Origin of the sequence: Ralstonia sp. Ralssp135 (genome assembly GCF_047304345.1) — a bacterium.
GTDB lineage: Bacteria > Pseudomonadota > Gammaproteobacteria > Burkholderiales > Burkholderiaceae > Ralstonia > Ralstonia chuxiongensis.
This window is the reverse complement of record NZ_JBGLYZ010000007.1, coordinates 147,068-164,125: the sequence shown is the minus strand read 5'-3', so window position 1 is coordinate 164,125 and position 17,058 is coordinate 147,068. Positions and strand designations below refer to the sequence as shown.

Genomic DNA, 17,058 nt, shown 5'->3' with positions numbered 1-17,058 from the left:
GGCGCGGGCGGCGGCCGGCGCACGTCGATTTTGCGCATTCCCGGCATCTATGCGGCGGACCGGCTGCCCGTCGCGCGGCTCGAACGCGGCACGCCCGCCTTGCGTGCGGAAGACGATGTCTACACCAACCACATCCACGCCGACGACCTTGCGCGCGCCGTCATTGCCGCGCTGTTCCGGGGGAAGCCGCAGCGCGTTGTTCATGCCAGCGATGCATCGGAGCTGCGCATGGGCGATTACTTTGACGCCGTGGCCGACGCGCGAGGCTTGCAGCGGCCGCCGCGCATTTCGCGGGCCGAGGCCGTCCAGCAGATCGAGCCGGCGCTGCTGTCGTTCATGAGCGAATCGCGCCGGCTGCGCAACACGCGGCTCGCGCGGGAGTTGCGTGTGGCGTTGCGCTACCCGACGGTGGCGGATTTCCTGAGCAGCGAAGCCTGATATGAAGGCGCCCGCGCCCGCATCTGCAACGTCGTCGCACGGCGCCCGGCTGCGCCTTGCGCGGTTGGCGCTTGGGCTGTCGGCGGCGGTGGTGGGCGTAGGCGTCTCCTGGTTTGCCGCCTGCTTCGTGGCGGATTCGATGAGCGCGCGCGACATGCAGCAGATGGTCGATGCGCGGCGCCAGCTGGCTGCGCAGGTGGCGGAGGGCATGTCGAACCAGATCACGGCCGACGTGGCCTTACTGCGCGCGCTGCCGCAGACGCTCGCGCAGATCGATGCCATCCCGCGTGCCGTGGCGCGCGTCGACACCCGGCGCTGGAACCTGATGGATCAGGGCTCGCGTGCCCAAGAGGCGATGTCGCACCCGGAAGTGGCCGACATCGATGCATTCCTGAACACGACCGCCGGCAATCTCGGGCTCGACTACGTCTGGGTCGTCAACCAACACAATTACGTGGTGCTGGCCAATAACGCCGGTCATGCCGATTCGTTCGTTGGCGTGCAGTCGAGCATGCAGCCGTACATGAAGGAGGCGATGCTGGGCGGCTTGGGCGAGCAGTTCACGGTGGGCCGGGTGACGGGCGTGCCGGGCCTGTTCTTCGCTGCGCCGGTGTATGACGCCGGCGGATACCTGGTCGCGGCGATGGGCACCAAGGTGAGCCTCGCGAGGCTGCAGCACTGGGTGTCGCACCCGACATCGTTGGTGACCGATCCAAACGGATTGATCATTCTGTCGACCGACGCGTCGCTGGTGGGCAAGATCCTGCCGGATGCGCGCTTGCAGCGCATGGGGGCCAGCGACCGGTACAACGCCTACCAGCGCGTCGACTTCGAGCCCTGGCCCTATCAGCCCACCGCCAAGGCGCATCACGATGTGCCCGGCTGGGTGCCGGCCGAGGTGCGCGACACGCTGGCTTGGCGCGAGGGCAGTGCGATGCCATCGCTCACCGTGTCGCGCAATGCCAGTGCGGACCTCACCATCGTCGTGGCCGAGCCACTGCCTGCATGGGGCCAGCAGATCGCCAACCATGCGCGCAACCGCGCGATCGGCTTCGTGTTGTTCGTGAGCGTGCTGGTGACGTTTGTGCTGGTGGCGTGGTCTTTGGTGCGCGAGCGGCAGCATCACCGCCTGACGCGCCATCTGAACCAGCGGCTGCAGCGCACCAACAGCGCGCTCGCCAACGAGGCGCATTTCGACCATCTCACGGGTGTGCTGACGCGGCGTCGCTTCCTGGCGCTGTTCGACACGGCGCTCGCGCGAGCCCATAACCGCGCCGAACCGCTCGTGCTTGTGCTGGCCGATCTGGATCACTTCAAGCGCATCAACGACACATGGGGCCACGCTGTGGGCGACATGGCGCTGCAGCGCTTTGCGTCGCTTGCCACGGGCGTACTGCGCAGCAGTGATCTGGTCGGGCGTCTGGGCGGCGAGGAATTCGCCATGGTGATGAGCCGCACCACACTGGAAACGGCCACTGAGGTGGCGGAGCGCCTGCGTACTGCGGTGGCAGAGACGGACGAGAGTTTCCCGACCGGGCTGTCGATGACTGTGAGCATGGGCATGACGGTCTGCCGCCCGGGCGATACAGCGTCGGAGATGCTCAAGCGCGCCGACCTGGCGCTGTATCGCGCTAAGGAAAGCGGGCGCAACCGGCACGTGGCCGGCTGAAACTGGCGACTAGCGCGCGACGCGGCCAGCGCGGCGGCGGCGTAGTTCGAGCTGCGTGCGCGTGCCCGACAGCGGTACACGGCGGAAGCGCTCGCGGCGCTGCTCCTCATCAAAGAACGCAAGCGACGGTTTGACCAGATCGCTGCGCGAAACAATGCCCACCAGCGCGCGCGATTGCGAATCGGCCACCACCGGCAGCCGCTCCAACCCATGCACTGCCAGGCGCGTGGCGACGATGCGGCAGGTCTCGCCGGGCAATGCCATTACGGGAGCATTCGCACCAAACAATTCGGCAACGGTGATGGCGCCGCGCTTCTGGCCTGCCAGCAGCGCATCGCGGTCGAGCATGCCGATCAACGCGCCATTCGGGCCACCTCGCACCACTGGAAACGCGCGGTGTGCCTGCTTGGCCCCAAAGCGGTTGGCGAGTGTATCGGCCAGCGTGGCCTGTGAGTCGATGGTCTGCACCGAACGCGTCATCACCTCATCCACGGCGTGGCGCTCGAGCGGGTCGACGGCGTATTCGCGATAGATGTGGAAGCCGCGGCGTGCGATCTTCTCGGTCATGATCGAACGCGGCATGGTTAACACGACAAAGCCGTAGGACACCGCCACCGCCAGCAGAATCGGCAGCAACGCGTTCACATCGTGGGTAAGCCCGAAGGCGAAGACGATGGCCGTGAGCGGGGCGCCCAGCACACCGGCCAGCATGGCGGCCATGCACACGAGTGGCCACAGACCCGGGTCACCACCCGGCAGCACGGGACCGATCAGCACCCCCAAGCCGGCGCCCATCATCAGCAGCGGAGCGAGCACGCCGCCCGACGTGCCCGAGCCCAGCGCGATCACCCAGATGATGGCCTTGACCACCAGCAGCGCCAGCGCCACCCCGATGGCGAGATGGTTGTGCAGCAAATCGCCGATGACGTCGTAGCCGACACCCAGCGCACGCGGCTCGAAATAGCCGCCGATGCCAACCACCAGGCCACCGATGGCTGGCCACCACATCCAGTGGATCGGCAGGCGGCCGAACAGGTCTTCGGTTTTGTACAGTGCCATCGAGAGCGAGCGTGCCAGCGCGCCGCACAGCAACCCGGCGACCACGCACGAGCCCAGCGCTGGCAGCGTCGCCGGTGCGGTTTCGAGAGGGAAGAGGGGGCCGGGTTCCAGCACCAGCACACGCAGAAAGCCCGCCACCGCGCAGGCCACCGCCACGGGCAGCATGCTGCGCGGGCGCCATTCGAACAGCAGCAGTTCCACCGCCAGCAGCAGCGCTGCCACCGGCGTGCCGAACACAGCCGTCATGCCTGCCGTGGCACCGGCCACCAGCAGCGTCTTGCGCTCGGCGGCCGTCAGCTTGAAGAACTGCGCGAACAGCGAGCCGAGCGCGCCGCCCGTCATGATGATCGGGCCTTCCGCGCCAAACGGGCCGCCGCTGCCGATCACGATGCCTGACGACAGCGGCTTGAGCACCGCCACCTTCGGCGACATCTTGCTCTTGCCGAAGAGGATGGCCTCAATGGCTTCGGGAATGCCGTGGCCGCGGATCTTTTCCGAGCCGAAGCGCGCCATCAGCCCGACAATCAGCCCGCCGATGAGCGGTACCGCAATCACCCAGACGCCCAGCGTGTTGGTGGCCGGCGAGCGATCCGCCAGCGACAGCGTCTGGAAAAAGAACAGGTTGGTGAAGAAGCGGATCAGGTTGAGCAGCACCACGGCGGCCAGCGTGGCAAACGCAGCGATGACGACCGCCAGCGCAGTGGTGCGGAACAGCGTGGTGTCGGCCGCAAAGTCGCGCCGATGCTGGTGGTGTTCAAGGGTTTGCATGACGTTACTGCTCGGCGGAGGGTTCGGCGGGGTGATCGAGGTGGGGGATCTTGAAAGCGCGGCTGAAGGTTGACAGCTCGCTCTGGTGCAGCCCGGCCAGAAGCGCAACGAGTTGGTCACCCTTCTTGGAGAGATGCACTTCCACCTGGCGAGCGTCGGTGTCGCTTTGGCGGCGTTCGACCAGGCCCGCTTCTTCGCAACGCGTGATGAGTGCCGCCGTGCCATGCGGCGCGGCCTGCAGGCGCTCGGCCAGTTCGCCGACGGTGGCCCATTCGCGCCCGGCATAGCCTTTCACGTGCAGCAGCAACTGATACTGCAGCGGCGTGATGCCCTTGGCGTGGATCAGATCTTCAGAGGCGCGCAGGAAGCGGCGCAAGTGGTAGCGGAAATCGGAGAGGCTCTCGAAATCCTGCTTGGACAGAGGTCGGGCAGGGGTGGCCATGGCGGAATCAAAGGGTTCGGGCCGGAATATATCACGACGTGACATATTTTGGAAAGCCTGCCCTGTTGCTGTATTGCCAACCCGGAGTGCGTTCTGAATTGCGTGGATTGTTGATTGCCAATCAAGACTGTTTCGTCGACGGGCGGGTTTTTCTGCAAAGGTGGAGCACGCACACTGCGGTCCATGCCCATTGCGCTGATAGCAAATGCATCGCCTGCAGCGCGCCTTATGACCCGATCACAACCATGCCCCCCGCACTCGACAAACTCACATACGGCGGCTTCAGCATTGGCATTGAACTGCCGCTCGACAACGATTGGTCCCCCGCTGGCGATGCCAAGCGCCTGCGCGATGGGCGCCGCCACGGTGTGCCCGATATCGAACACCACGCAACCCTCGCCAAACTCGCGGACTCGCTCGGCTTTCGCGCGCTATGGGTGCGCGATGTGCCGGTGTACGACCCAGCATTCGGCGATGCTGCACAGGTGTTTGAGGTGTTCTCGTACCTTGGCTACTTGGCCGGCATTACGCGCCACATTCTGCTCGGCACGGCCGCCGTTGTTCTGCCGTTGCGCGAGCCGCTGCTGACGCTCAAATCAGCCGCAAGCATCCAGGAGTTGAGCGGCGGTCGTCTGTTGCTCGGCGTGGCCAGCGGTGACCGGCCCGTCGAATATCCGCTGTTCGGCCGCGACTTCGAATCGCGCGGGGCAAGCTTCCGCGACCAGATCTCGCTATTGCGGGACGGCGCGCGTGGCAGCTTGCCCGCCGGCATAGAGATTCTGCCGGCCATGCGCACGTCGCTTCCGCTGCTGGTGGCCGGCCTCGCGCAACAGACGCCGGCCTGGATCGGCACACACATGGACGGTTGCCTTGCCTATCCGGGCACGCCAGCCGATCACGCGCAACGCGCCGCCGCATGGCGTGCCGTTGCGGGCGACAAGCCCTACGTGAGCTTCATTCACCTCGATCTGGCGGAAGACCCGCACGAGCCGTTGCAACGCCATCGCTTTGGCGCACGCGCCGGGCGCATCGCACTGTCCGAAGAGTTGGCAGCGATGCGCGAGGCGGGCGTGCAGCATATCGGCCTGCATTTCCGCCGGAATCGTCGCCCGCTTGCTGAAACGTTTGCGGAAATCGCGGCAGAGGTTCTGCCGGCTTTCCATTCCTCTGCTTTGGAGTACACCGCATGAACCCCACCCCCACTTCCGCCGAGCCCACACGCAGCAGCGCGACGCTGCCGCTGCTCGCGCTTGCCGCTGGTGCCTTCGGTATTGGCACTACTGAGTTCTCGCCGATGGGCTTGCTGCCCGTGATTGCCGACGGCGTGCATGTATCGATCCCGCAGGCTGGCATGTTGATCAGCGCCTACGCCATCGGCGTGATGGTCGGCGCGCCGATCATGACGCTGCTGCTCGCACGCTGGCCGCGGCGCAAGGCGCTGATCGCGCTGATGAGTATTTTCACCATCGGCAACCTGTTGTCAGCCGTTGCGCCGGATTACACGACGCTGCTGCTCGCGCGGCTCGTCACCAGCCTCAACCATGGCGCGTTTTTCGGGCTGGGTTCGGTGGTTGCCGCCAGCCTTGTGCCGCGCGAGAAGCAGGCCAGCGCCGTGGCCACGATGTTCATGGGATTGACGATCGCCAACGTCGGCGGCGTGCCGGCCGCGACGTGGCTTGGTCAGATGATCGGCTGGCGCATGTCGTTTGCCGCCACGGCAAGCCTGGGCCTGATCGCCATCGCGGGTCTGTTCGCCGCGTTGCCGAAGGGGGATGCCGGCAAGATGCCCAACCTGCGTGCGGAACTGGCCGTGCTGACGCGTCCCGTCGTGCTGGGCGCGCTTGCCACCACGGTGCTCGGTGCGGGCGCGATGTTCACGCTCTACACGTACGTCGCGCCGACGCTCGCCCAACTGACCGGCGCCTCGCCAGCGTTCGTGACGGCGATGCTGGTGCTGATCGGCATCGGTTTTTCGATTGGCAACATCGCCGGCGGCCGCCTGGCCGATCGCTCGCTCGATGGCAGCCTGATCGGCTTTCTGCTGCTGCTGATCGTGACGATGCTCGCCTTCCCCGTGCTCGCCAAGACGCACGCGGGTGCGGCCGCCGCGCTGCTGGTGTGGGGCATTGCCACCTTCGCGGTCGTGCCTCCGCTGCAGATGCGTGTGATGCGGGCCGCGGCTGAGGCGCCGGGGCTCGCATCGTCAATCAACGTGGGCGCTTTTAACCTCGGCAATGCACTGGGCGCGGCAGCGGGCGGTGCGGCCATCTCCGCAGGCCTGGGTTTTGCGGCCGTGCCAATTGTCGGCGCAGTGATTGCGGCGGCAGGTCTCGCGCTGGTGGGTCTACACGTTGTGCAGCGCCGGACGCGTCTGGCCATGAACCCCTGATTCGATTTCCCCTTGGAGCACAAGATGAACAGGATCCCCGCTTTCGGCCTCGGTACGTTTCGCCTGAAGGGCCAGGTTGTCACCGACTCGGTCCGCAATGGCCTCGAACTCGGCTACCGCGCCATCGACACTGCGCAAATCTACGGCAATGAAGCCGAGGTGGGCGAGGCAATCGCCGGTTCTGGCGTGCGCCGCGAAGAGCTGTTTTTGACTACCAAGATCTGGGTCGAAAACTACGCCAAAGGCAAGCTCGCGGCGAGTCTCGAAGACAGCCTCGCCAAGCTGCGCACCGACTACGTCGACCTCACGCTGATCCACTGGCCTGCGCCCAACAACGGCGTGTCGCTCGAGGAATTCATGACCGCGCTGGCCGATGCCAAGGCCCGGGGTTTGACGCGCGAGATCGGCGTCTCGAACTTCAACATCGCCCTGACGCAACAGGCAATTGCGGTGGTTGGCAAAGACGCCATCGCCACCAACCAGATCGAGCTGAGTCCGTATCTGCAGAACCGCAAGCTCGTCGATTTCCTGCAGCGCGAGGGCATTCACGTCACGTCGTACATGACGCTTGCATACGGCAAGGTGCTGGGTGATCCGGTGATTGGTGCGATTGCGCAGCGGCACGAGGCGACGCCGGCGCAGGTCGCGCTGGCCTGGGCGATGCAACTCGGCTACTCGGTCATCCCGTCGTCAACCAAGCGTGAGAATCTTGCGAGCAACCTGCGTGCGCAAACACTGCACCTGACGGCCGACGACATGGCGCAGATTGCCGCGCTCGAGCGCAACGGCCGCGAGGTGTCACCCGACGGGCTTGCGCCTCAGTGGGATTGAACGTCGCGGCATCGGCGCAATAGAAAAAGCCGCTCCGAAGAGCGGCTTTTCTTTGCATCACTCGGGCGCATGGCCCGCGGCGCATCAGTCGTCCAGTTGCGACAGGTCGCGCACCGCGCCCTTGTCTGCCGACATGACCAACTTGGCGTACGCCTTAAGTGCGGCCGACACCTTGCGCGGACGCGGCAGTGCAGGCTTCCAGCCCTTGGCGTTCTGCTCTTCGCGGCGGCGTGCGAGTTCTTCGTCCGACACCAGCACGTTGATCGTGCGGTTGGGGATGTCGATACGGATCTTGTCGCCGTTACGTACCAGGCCAATCGCGCCGCCTGCTGCCGCTTCCGGCGAGCAGTGACCGATCGACAGGCCCGACGTGCCGCCCGAGAAGCGGCCGTCCGTCAGTAGGGCACAGGCTTTGCCCAGGCCTTTGGACTTGATGTAGCTCGTCGGATACAGCATTTCCTGCATGCCGGGGCCGCCCTTCGGGCCCTCGTAGCGCACGACCACCACGTCGCCAGCCTTGACCTTGTCAGCGAGGATGTTCTCGACGGCTTCGTCCTGCGATTCCGTCACGTGTGCCGTGCCTTCGAACACGAGGATGCTGTCGTCCACGCCAGCGGTCTTCACCACGCAGCCGTCCAGCGCGATGTTGCCCCTCAGCACGGCCAGGCCACCTTCCTTCGAGAACGCATGCTCGTTCGAGCGGATGCAGCCCTCGGCGCGATCCAGATCGAGGCTCGGCCAGCGCGTGTTCTGGCTGAACGCGACCTGCGTCGGGATACCAGCCGGGCCGGCACGGTAGAACGTCTGCACGGCATCGTCCGACGTGCGGACGATGTCCCACTGGTCCAGCGCATCCTTCATCGTGGGCGCGTGCACGGTTGGTGTATCGGTGTGCAGCTTGCCGGCACGGTCCAGTTCACCCAGGATGGCCATGATGCCGCCTGCGCGGTGCACGTCTTCGATGTGGTACTTGTTCGTGTTCGGCGCGACCTTGCAGAGCTGCGGCACGACGCGCGAAAGGCGGTCGATATCTGCCATCGTGAAGTCGATTTCGGCTTCCTGTGCGATGGCCAGCAGGTGCAGGATCGTGTTGGTCGAGCCGCCCATCGCGATGTCCAGCGTCATCGCGTTCTCAAATGCCTTGAAGCCGACCGAACGCGGCAGCACGCGCTCGTCTTCCTGTTCGTAGTATTGGCGGGCCAGTTCAACGATGCGGTGGCCGGCGCGCTTGAAGAGCTGTTCGCGGTCGGCGTGTGTGGCGACCACGGTGCCATTGCCCGGCAGCGACAGGCCCAGGGCTTCGGTCAGGCAGTTCATCGAGTTGGCCGTGAACATGCCCGAGCACGAACCGCAGGTCGGGCAAGCCGAGCGTTCGACTTCCGCCACTTCCTCATCGGAATACTTGCTGTCGGCCGCAATCACCATCGCGTCGATCAGGTCGAGCTTCTTGATCTCGATAGCCTTGGTGACGGGGTTGGCCAGGCGCGTCTTGCCCGCTTCCATCGGGCCGCCCGAGACGAAGATCACCGGAATGTTCAGGCGCATGGCGGCCATCAGCATGCCCGGGGTGATCTTGTCGCAGTTCGAGATGCACACCATGGCGTCGGCGCAGTGCGCGTTGACCATGTATTCGACCGAGTCGGCAATGATGTCGCGGCTGGGCAGCGAATACAGCATGCCGTCGTGGCCCATGGCGATGCCGTCATCCACGGCAATCGTGTTGAATTCCTTGGCAACGCCGCCCGCGGCTTCGATCTCGCGCGCGACGAGCTGGCCCAGGTCTTTCAGGTGCACGTGGCCGGGCACGAACTGGGTGAACGAGTTGACCACCGCGATGATCGGCTTCTGGAAGTCTTCATCTTTCATGCCGGTGGCGCGCCAGAGCGAGCGTGCCCCCGCCATGTTGCGGCCGGCGGTGGAGGTTTTGGAACGGTATGCGGGCATTGTGCGTACTGAAGAAGGTTCGAAATGGGGAGCGGGCCACGCGGATACAGGCCCTCATGCCCGTGCGATCAACCTCTTGAGCCGCGCCCGGGGCAAAACCCGCATTATCCCACGCCAGGCGAGGCGTGTTGCCGGCCGTCGTCGGGTTGGCGAGTGCCCAATGAAAAAGCCGCTTCTGCGTGAACAGAAGCGGCTTGAATTCTGGTGCCCGAGGCCGGAATCGAACCGGCACGCCTTGCGGCGGGGGATTTTGAGTCCCCTGCGTCTACCAATTTCACCACTCGGGCAGGTGCTGATGAGCCGGCAATTATGCCAGAAGTCTGGGCATCCGAACAAGGCGTGTGGGGCGATGCTCAATCCGCCTGCTGATTGTTCTGCTGCTCCAGCACGCGCAGCAGCGACGCCGTATCGTCATACCCCCAGCCATTGGCGACCAGCGTATTGAGCTGCGAAGCCACCAGCTCCATCGCCGGCATCTGCAGGCCGAGTTCCTGGGCGATCTCGCGCACGAGGCCGAAATCCTTGTCATGCAGGCGGGCTTCGATGCCGGCGGCAAAGTTACGCTCGGCCATCTTCGGGCCCATCATGTCGAGCATGCGGCTGCCCGCAAAGCCCGGACCGATGGCAGCCAGCACGCGCGACGGGTCGGTGCCCTGGGCACGTGCAAACAGCATGGCTTCGGCAATGCCCTGGATGTTGATGACCTGCACGATCTGGTTGCACGCCTTGGCGACCTGTCCGGCGCCGTGGTCGCCGATATGCGTGATGGTGGTGCCCAGCAGTTGCAGTAGCGGGCGCACACGCTCCAGCACCTCGGCCTTGCCGCCCACCATGATCGACAGCGTGGCCTTTTGCGCGCCCATAGTGCCGCCCGAAACCGGCGCATCCAGGAATTCCAGGCCTGCCGCTTCCAGCTCGGCGGCCATACGGCGCGTGGCTACGGCCGAGATCGTGCTGTGGTCGACGCACACCGCGCCACGCGGTGCGCCATGGACGACGCCGTCCGGCCCCAATAGCACGCCTTCCACATCGGCCGTGGAGGTGACGTTGGTGAAAATGACTTCGGCGTCGCGTGCGGCATCCGCAGGGGTGCTGCAAGGCTCGGCGCCGATGGCGCGCGCGTTGTCGGCGGCCTCCGGACGGCGCACATAGGCGCGCACGGTGTGTCCGGCGGCAATCAGGTGCTGGACCATCGGCGTGCCCATGTTGCCGAGGCCGATGAAGGCGATACGTGTCATGGCAGATTTGTGCGTGTTTGATTAGCGCGGGCCGGCGTAAGCAAAGCGGCCGTTCTTGATGATGCCCATCACACGCGAGCGTTGGTCGAAGCCTTGGTGATCCTGGGCATTCAGATTCAGCACACCGTTGGGCACAGTCAGGTCGCGCGTGGTTTCCAGCGCGTCGCGCAGGGAGGCGCGGAAAGCTGGCGTGCCAGGCTTGGCGCCGGTCTTGAGTGCGCGGGCCGTGGCGTTGTCGAGCAACTGCCACGCGCCCCAGGCGTCGCCCGCAAATTGCGTGACGGTGTTGGGGCCGTACTTGGCTTCATAGCGATCGGCAAATTCCACGGCTACTTTGCGTACCGGATGGCTGGCCGGCAGCTCGCGCGCCACCACCACGGGGCCGGTCGGGAAGAGGGTGCCTTCCACGTCCTTGCCGCCCACCTTCAGGAATTCCGTGCTGGCGATGCCGTGCGTCTGGTAGATGCGGCCCTTGTAGCCGCGCTCGACCAGCGTGCGTTGAGGCAACGCGGCCGGGGTGCCGGCCCCGGCAATCAGGATGGCGTCGGGCTTGGCAGCCATCAACTTGAGAATCTGGCCGGTCACGCTGGTATCTGTGCGCGCAAAGCGCTCGTTGGCCACCACGCGCAGCTTGCGCACCTCGGCCAGCTTCGAGAATTCGCGCCACCAGCTTTCGCCATACGCATCGGTAAAGCCGATAAAGCCGACGGTATGCACACCGCTGTCCGCCATGTGCTGCGTGACGAGCGTGGCCATCTGCGAATCGTTCTGCGGCATCTTGAAGGCCCAGCGGCGCTTTGCGTCCTGCGGCTCGACGATGGAAGCGGAGGCGGCCAGCGTGATCATCGGCGTTTGACCTTCGGCCACCGCATCGAGCGAGGCCAGCGCCGTCGGCACGATCGTCGGACCGACGATGACGTCCACCTTGTCTTCGGCGATCAGCTTGCGCACGTCGCGCACCGCCATCGACGGGTCAGACGCGTCGTCCAGGATGATGACCTGCGCACGCTGGCCGCCGATTGTCGCGGGCCACATCTGCACGGTGTTCTTGCTGGGAATGCCGATGGCCGCTGCGGGGCCGGTGGTGGACAACACCACACCCACGCGGATGTCGGCTTGGGCGGGCAGGGCAATGGCGGCAGCGCTGGCAAGGAGCGCCATGCCGCACAGCAGGCGACGTCGGGTCGTCATGAAATCTCCGGGAAGTTCGGCAATTGCAGTTGCAGGCGAATCAGAGCTCGTATGCTTCGTGATCGCCAGACATGAGTTGCTCGACCAGCTTGCGCGTCAGCGTTGGCGCAAACAGTTCGATGAAGGTGTAGACGAAGCCGCGCAAATACGCGCCTTGTTTGACGCCGAGGTGCGTGACGTTGGTGCCGAACAGGTGTCCGGCCGGAATCGCGCGCAGGTTGCGGTCGCGCTCGGCGTCAAAGGCGACGCCCGCCACGATGCCCACGCCCAGCCCGACTTCTACGTAGGTCTTGATGACGTCTGCGTCGATGGCCTCCAGCACGATATCGGGCTTGATCTGACGCAGCTCGAAGGCGTGGTCGATCTTGGGGCGGCCGGCAAAGTGCTGGTCGTACGTGACGATTGGGTAACCCTTGAGGTCTTCCAGCGTCAGGTGCTGGCGCGACAGAAGCGGGTGATCAGGCGGCGTCACCACCACATGCTGCCACTGGTAGCCCGGGATCGAGATCAGATCCTTCACATGCGACATGCCTTCGGTGGCGATGGCAAGGTCGGCTTGGTCGTGCAGCACCATCTCAGCAATCTGCGCGGGCGTGCCCTGCTGAATGGAGAGGCGCACCTTGGGGTATTTGCGCGTGAACTCGGCAATCGCCTTGGGCAGAGCGTAGCGCGCCTGCGTGTGCGTGGTGGCGATGGTGAAGTTGCCTTGGTCCTGGGCGGCGTAGTCCTTGCCGACGCGCTTGAGGGTTTCGACCTCTTCCAGCACGCGCTCGACCGAGGCCAGGATGCGTCGGCCCGGTTCCGTGAGACCCCGGATGCGCTTGCCGTGCCGGGTGAAGATATCGACGCCCAACTCCTCTTCCAGCTCAATGATGGCTTTGGAGACGCCTGGTTGTGACGTATAGAGCGCTTTCGCGGCCTCTGTCAGGTTGAATTTCTGCCGCACGGCTTCGCGCACGAAGCGAAATTGGTGAAGGTTCATGGCTGCGCGGTCGATAAAGAAGAACGGGTGCGAACTGACCGCTACTTATAACCGACGCCATATAAACAAACAATTTTTTATTGGTTTGGGATATGAGGCCCGTTCATTACGATGCTCGAACTTCGTGATAACACGCCCTCACTGTCCCCCGCGCTATGACGCTCGCCTATACGGTTTCCGGTTTGCTGGTCGGCCTGTTGGTCGGCCTGACGGGCGTTGGCGGTGGCTCGCTGATGACTCCGCTGCTGACGCTGATGTTCGGCTTTTCGCCGGCAACCGCTGTCGGCACGGACTTGGCATTCGCCTCGTTGACCAAGGGCGTCGGCACGATCGCACATCGTAGCCACGGTCATATTCGCTGGGACATCGTCAAGCGCCTCTGCCTGGGCAGTCTGCCCGCAGCGCTGGTGACGGTGATCGTGCTGAAGACCGCCGGCAACCTGGATGCGGAGTGGATGCACGTGATTCGCGTGACGATCGGCGCGTCGGTCATCCTGACGGTGATTTCGCTGCTGTTCCGTCAGCGCGTATTGGGCTGGCTGGCGGCCAACCCGCGTTATCGTCTGCAGGGCACGGCACTGGCCGTGGCCACGGTCATCGTCGGCGTGGTGCTGGGTGTGCTGGTGACGGTGTCGTCCATTGGCGCAGGTGCCGTGGGCGCGACGCTGATCCTGATCCTGTATCCCGAATTGAAGAGCGCCGAAGTGGCTGGCACCGATATCGCCTATGCCGTGCCGCTGACCGCCGTGGCGGGCCTGGGTCACATGTACCTGGGCACGATCGACTGGAACCTGCTGATGTCGCTGCTGGTGGGCTCCATCCCGGGTATCTGGCTGGGCGCGCGCCTGTCCAAGAATCTGCCGGAACGTCTGGTGCGCGGCGCGCTTGCCGCCACGCTGACGATCACGGCCATCAAGCTGGTGTCGTGATGCGTGATCTCATGCCGGCCCCGCTCGATTGCGGCTGCTGTCGCTGAGCTGGCAGCAGCACCATAACGAAACGCTTTCCCCCAATTGAATCGCATGCCGGCCCAGCCGGATTGGACTGAACAGTCATGTACCAATACGACGCTTACGATCACCGCCTCGTCGCCGACCGCGTAGAGCAGTTCCGCGATCAGGTGCGCCGCCGTATCTCGGGCGAACTGACGGAAGAAGAATTCCTGCCGCTGCGCCTGCAGAATGGTCTGTACTACCAGCGCCACGCCTACATGCTGCGCGTGGCGATTCCGTATGGCCATCTGCGCGCCAAGCAACTGCGCATGCTCAGCCACATCGCCGCCGAGCACGATCGCGGCTACGGCCACTTCAGCACGCGCCAGAATATCCAGTACAACTGGATCGAACTGGAGCAGGTGCCTGACATCCTGGCCAAGCTGGCCTCGGTGGAAATGCACGCCATCCAGACCTCGGGCAACTGCATCCGCAACATCACGACCGACCAGTTTGCCGGCGTGGCACCGGACGAAGTGATCGATGCGCGCCCGCTGGCGGAAATCCTGCGCCAATGGTCGACGTTCATCCCTGAATTCGCGTTCCTGCCGCGCAAGTTCAAGATCGCCGTGTCGGCCTCGCGCGAAGACCGCGCCGTGACGCAACTGCACGACATCGGCGTCTACGCCTATGAGAAGGACGGCCAGACGCTGCTGCGCATCCTGGCCGGCGGCGGCATGGGTCGCACCCCGATCCTGGGCGCGATCATCAAGGAAGATCTGCCGTGGCAGCACATGCTGTCGTACATCGAGGCCGCCGTGCGCGTGTACAACCGCTACGGCCGTCGCGACAACAAGTACAAGGCGCGCATCAAGATTCTCGTGAAGGCCATCGGCGCGGAAGAATTCGCCCGCCAGGTGGAAGAAGAGTGGCAGCACATCAAGGACGGTCCGTCGACCATCACGCAGGCCGAATTAGACCGCGTGGCGCAGTTCTTCGCGCCGCCTGCGTATGAAAAGCTGGCCGACACCGATGCCACCTATGAAAAGGCGCTGCTGGAGAACAAGGCGTTCGCCCGCTGGGTGAGCCGCAATGTGCATCCGCACCGCGTGCCGGGCTACGCCGCAGTCACGCTGTCGCTCAAGCCCGGCGCGGCGCTGCCTCCGGGCGACGCGACGGCTGAGCAGATGGCGCTGGTGGCGGATTGGTCCGAGCGCTTTGGCTTTGGCGAGCTGCGTGTCGCGCACGAGCAGAACCTGATCCTGCCGGATGTGAAGAAACACGATCTGTTCGAGCTGTGGCAACTGGCCAAAGAACACGGCATGGCCACCGCCAACATCGGTCTGCTGACCGACATCATTGCGTGCCCGGGCGGCGACTTCTGCTCGCTGGCGAACGCCAAGTCGATCCCCATCGCGCAAGCGATTCAAGCGCGTTTTGACAACCTCGACTACGTGTACGACCTGGGCGAGCTGTCGCTCAACATCTCAGGTTGCATCAACTCGTGCGGGCACCACCACGTCGGCAACATCGGCATCCTGGGTGTCGATAAGCACGAAGAAGAGTGGTACCAAGTGTCGCTGGGCGGCGCGCAGGGCAATGATTCGGCGATCGGCAAGATCATCGGGCCGTCGTTCAAGGCCGAAGAAATGCCCGACGTGATCGAACGCATCATCGACACCTTCGTTGCCAACCGCACGGAAGACGAGCTGTTCATCGACACCTATCACCGTATCGGCATGGCCCCGTTCAAGGAACGTGTCTACGCCCGTGAAGAAGCCTGAACGCCGAGGGAAACGAATATGAGCAAGATCATCAAGCTGCAAAACGGTGCCCCGCAAATCGTGGCTGACGAATGGACCGTGCTGCGCGCGCCGGAAGGCGGCGAACTGACGCAAGCCGATGTGGATGCCGCTGCGCACGCCATCGTGCCGCTGGCCTATTGGCAAGCCAACCGCGACGCGCTGCTCGGCCGCGCCCGCGCTGGCACGCTGGCCGTCTGGCTCGCTCCCGACGACGAGCCGTTTGCACTGGAGGCTGACCTGCCGAACCTGCCGCTGGTGGCCGTGGATTTCCCGGTCTTCCGCGATGGCCGTGGCTACAGCACCGCGTTCCTGCTGCGCCAGCGCCTGGGCTTTACGCGTGAGTTGCGCGCCATTGGCGACGTGCTGCGCGATCAGCTCGACTTCATGCGCCGCTGCGGCTTTGATGCCTACGCCGTGCGTGCAGACAAGAACATCGACGATGCCCTGAACGGCTTTGGCGAGATCAGCGTGCGCTACCAAGGCGCCATCGACGAGCCGCGTCCGCTGTTCCGCCGCGAGCGCGCAACCGAGGCGAATGCAGCATGAGCGACACCCAAGACATCGCCGTGTCCGAAGTGCCGGTGTCCGCAATCGGGCGCCCGGTGCTGTGGACGCGCCCCGTCTACACCGGCACGGCTGAAGCCCTGGCTGCGAAGGAAGCCGCGCTGTTCGAGCGCCTGGTCGAGATTGCCGCCAAGCACGGCGTGGCAAAGTTCGCCACCAGCCTGGCTGCCGAAGACATGGTCGTAACCGACGCGATCCTGCGCAGCCCCGAGGCCGTGCGGGCGCACCTGCCGATCTTCACGCTGCAGACCGGCCGCTTGCACGCCGAAACGCTGGCCATGCTTGATCGCATTCGCGCGCACTACGGTTATGCGATCGAACAGTACGCACCGGACGCCCGCGCAGTGGAAGCCTACGTGCGCGACCACGGCCTCAACGCGTTTTACGACAGCATCGAACTGCGCAAGGCCTGCTGCAACATCCGCAAGGTGGTGCCGCTGAACCGTGCGCTGAGAGACGCCGACGCGTGGCTTACGGGCCAGCGCCGCGAGCAGGCCGTCACCCGAGCCGACCTGCCGTTTGCCGAAGACGACGATGCGCGCGGCATCGCCAAGTACAACCCGCTGTTCGACTGGTCCGAGGCAGAAGTCTGGGCTTACCTCGAACAACACAACGTGCCGACCAACGCGCTGCACGACAAGGGCTATCCCAGCATCGGCTGCGAGCCTTGCACGCGCGCGGTGCGTGCCGGTGAAGACGTACGCGCCGGCCGCTGGTGGTGGGAATCGCGCGACAGCAAGGAATGCGGTCTGCATGCGGCAAATGCGGTGACAAATTCGGCGACGGATCTGTCGCAAAAGAATTGA

The 17,058-nt window shown here is 64.8% G+C and carries 14 protein-coding genes, 1 tRNA gene and 1 pseudogene; 9 read left to right on the top strand and 7 right to left on the bottom strand.

What is annotated here, in order from left to right; translation table 11 throughout:
* Both ACCD03_RS08250 and ACCD03_RS08245 read left to right on the top strand, forming a co-directional pair.
* A pseudogene (locus ACCD03_RS08250) lies at positions 1-438 on the top strand (SDR family NAD(P)-dependent oxidoreductase); the annotation flags it as partial.
* Position 439: 1 nt separating this feature from the next.
* Positions 440-2,107, top strand: a complete 1,668-nt coding sequence (locus tag ACCD03_RS08245; RefSeq protein WP_325649571.1) for a diguanylate cyclase — start codon at positions 440-442, stop codon at positions 2,105-2,107.
* Between the two features lie 9 nt (positions 2,108-2,116).
* Here ACCD03_RS08245 and ACCD03_RS08240 read toward each other — a convergent pair whose 3' ends face one another.
* Positions 2,117-3,934, bottom strand: a complete 1,818-nt coding sequence (locus ACCD03_RS08240) for a chloride channel protein (RefSeq protein ID WP_325649569.1) — start codon at positions 3,932-3,934, stop codon at positions 2,117-2,119.
* Positions 3,935-3,938: 4 nt separating this feature from the next.
* Positions 3,939-4,376 (bottom strand): MarR family winged helix-turn-helix transcriptional regulator, encoded by a 438-nt coding sequence (locus ACCD03_RS08235; protein WP_045202813.1) that lies wholly within the window; start codon positions 4,374-4,376, stop codon positions 3,939-3,941.
* Positions 4,377-4,621: 245 nt separating this feature from the next.
* Between ACCD03_RS08235 and ACCD03_RS08230 the strand changes: the two genes are divergently transcribed.
* From ACCD03_RS08230 to dkgB, 3 genes are read left to right on the top strand one after another with little or no spacing between them, the layout of a single operon-like run.
* Positions 4,622-5,566: a TIGR03571 family LLM class oxidoreductase gene (locus tag ACCD03_RS08230; protein WP_325649566.1), complete on the top strand. Its 945-nt coding sequence runs from the start codon at positions 4,622-4,624 to the stop codon at positions 5,564-5,566.
* On the top strand, positions 5,563-6,765 hold the full coding sequence (locus ACCD03_RS08225; protein WP_325649564.1) for an MFS transporter: 1,203 nt from the start codon (positions 5,563-5,565) through the stop codon (positions 6,763-6,765). The genes ACCD03_RS08230 and ACCD03_RS08225 overlap by 4 nt, the downstream gene beginning before the upstream one ends.
* Positions 6,766-6,789: 24 nt before the next feature.
* The gene (gene dkgB / locus ACCD03_RS08220) at positions 6,790-7,596 is read left to right on the top strand and encodes a 2,5-didehydrogluconate reductase DkgB (protein WP_325649562.1); all 807 of its coding nucleotides are present in this window, start codon (positions 6,790-6,792) and stop codon (positions 7,594-7,596) included.
* 84 nt (positions 7,597-7,680) lie between these two features.
* Here dkgB and ilvD read toward each other — a convergent pair whose 3' ends face one another.
* The 5 genes from ilvD to ACCD03_RS08195 all read right to left on the bottom strand — a co-directional run bounded on the left by ilvD (position 7,681) and on the right by ACCD03_RS08195 (position 12,951).
* Complete coding sequence (gene ilvD / locus ACCD03_RS08215; protein ID WP_325649560.1) at positions 7,681-9,540, bottom strand: dihydroxy-acid dehydratase; 1,860 nt, start codon at positions 9,538-9,540, stop codon at positions 7,681-7,683.
* Positions 9,541-9,742: 202 nt separating this feature from the next.
* Positions 9,743-9,827: transfer RNA gene (locus ACCD03_RS08210), tRNA-Leu, on the bottom strand.
* A gap of 66 nt (positions 9,828-9,893) precedes the next feature.
* The gene (locus ACCD03_RS08205) at positions 9,894-10,778 is read right to left on the bottom strand and encodes an NAD(P)-dependent oxidoreductase (protein ID WP_325649558.1); all 885 of its coding nucleotides are present in this window, start codon (positions 10,776-10,778) and stop codon (positions 9,894-9,896) included.
* A gap of 21 nt (positions 10,779-10,799) precedes the next feature.
* Positions 10,800-11,969 (bottom strand): ABC transporter substrate-binding protein, encoded by a 1,170-nt coding sequence (locus ACCD03_RS08200; RefSeq protein ID WP_325649556.1) that lies wholly within the window; start codon positions 11,967-11,969, stop codon positions 10,800-10,802.
* A 40-nt stretch (positions 11,970-12,009) separates the two neighbouring features.
* The gene (locus ACCD03_RS08195) at positions 12,010-12,951 is read right to left on the bottom strand and encodes a CysB family HTH-type transcriptional regulator (RefSeq protein ID WP_024975001.1); all 942 of its coding nucleotides are present in this window, start codon (positions 12,949-12,951) and stop codon (positions 12,010-12,012) included.
* A gap of 155 nt (positions 12,952-13,106) precedes the next feature.
* Between ACCD03_RS08195 and ACCD03_RS08190 the strand changes: the two genes are divergently transcribed.
* From ACCD03_RS08190 to ACCD03_RS08175, 4 genes are all read left to right on the top strand, one after another.
* Positions 13,107-13,880 (top strand): sulfite exporter TauE/SafE family protein, encoded by a 774-nt coding sequence (locus ACCD03_RS08190; protein ID WP_413411266.1) that lies wholly within the window; start codon positions 13,107-13,109, stop codon positions 13,878-13,880.
* A 125-nt stretch (positions 13,881-14,005) separates the two neighbouring features.
* Positions 14,006-15,667: a nitrite/sulfite reductase gene (locus tag ACCD03_RS08185; protein ID WP_413411265.1), complete on the top strand. Its 1,662-nt coding sequence runs from the start codon at positions 14,006-14,008 to the stop codon at positions 15,665-15,667.
* Positions 15,668-15,685: 18 nt separating this feature from the next.
* Positions 15,686-16,234, top strand: a complete 549-nt coding sequence (locus tag ACCD03_RS08180) for a DUF934 domain-containing protein (protein WP_045202872.1) — start codon at positions 15,686-15,688, stop codon at positions 16,232-16,234.
* Complete coding sequence (locus tag ACCD03_RS08175; protein WP_325649552.1) at positions 16,231-17,058, top strand: phosphoadenylyl-sulfate reductase; 828 nt, start codon at positions 16,231-16,233, stop codon at positions 17,056-17,058. Before ACCD03_RS08180 ends, ACCD03_RS08175 begins: the two co-directional genes overlap by 4 nt.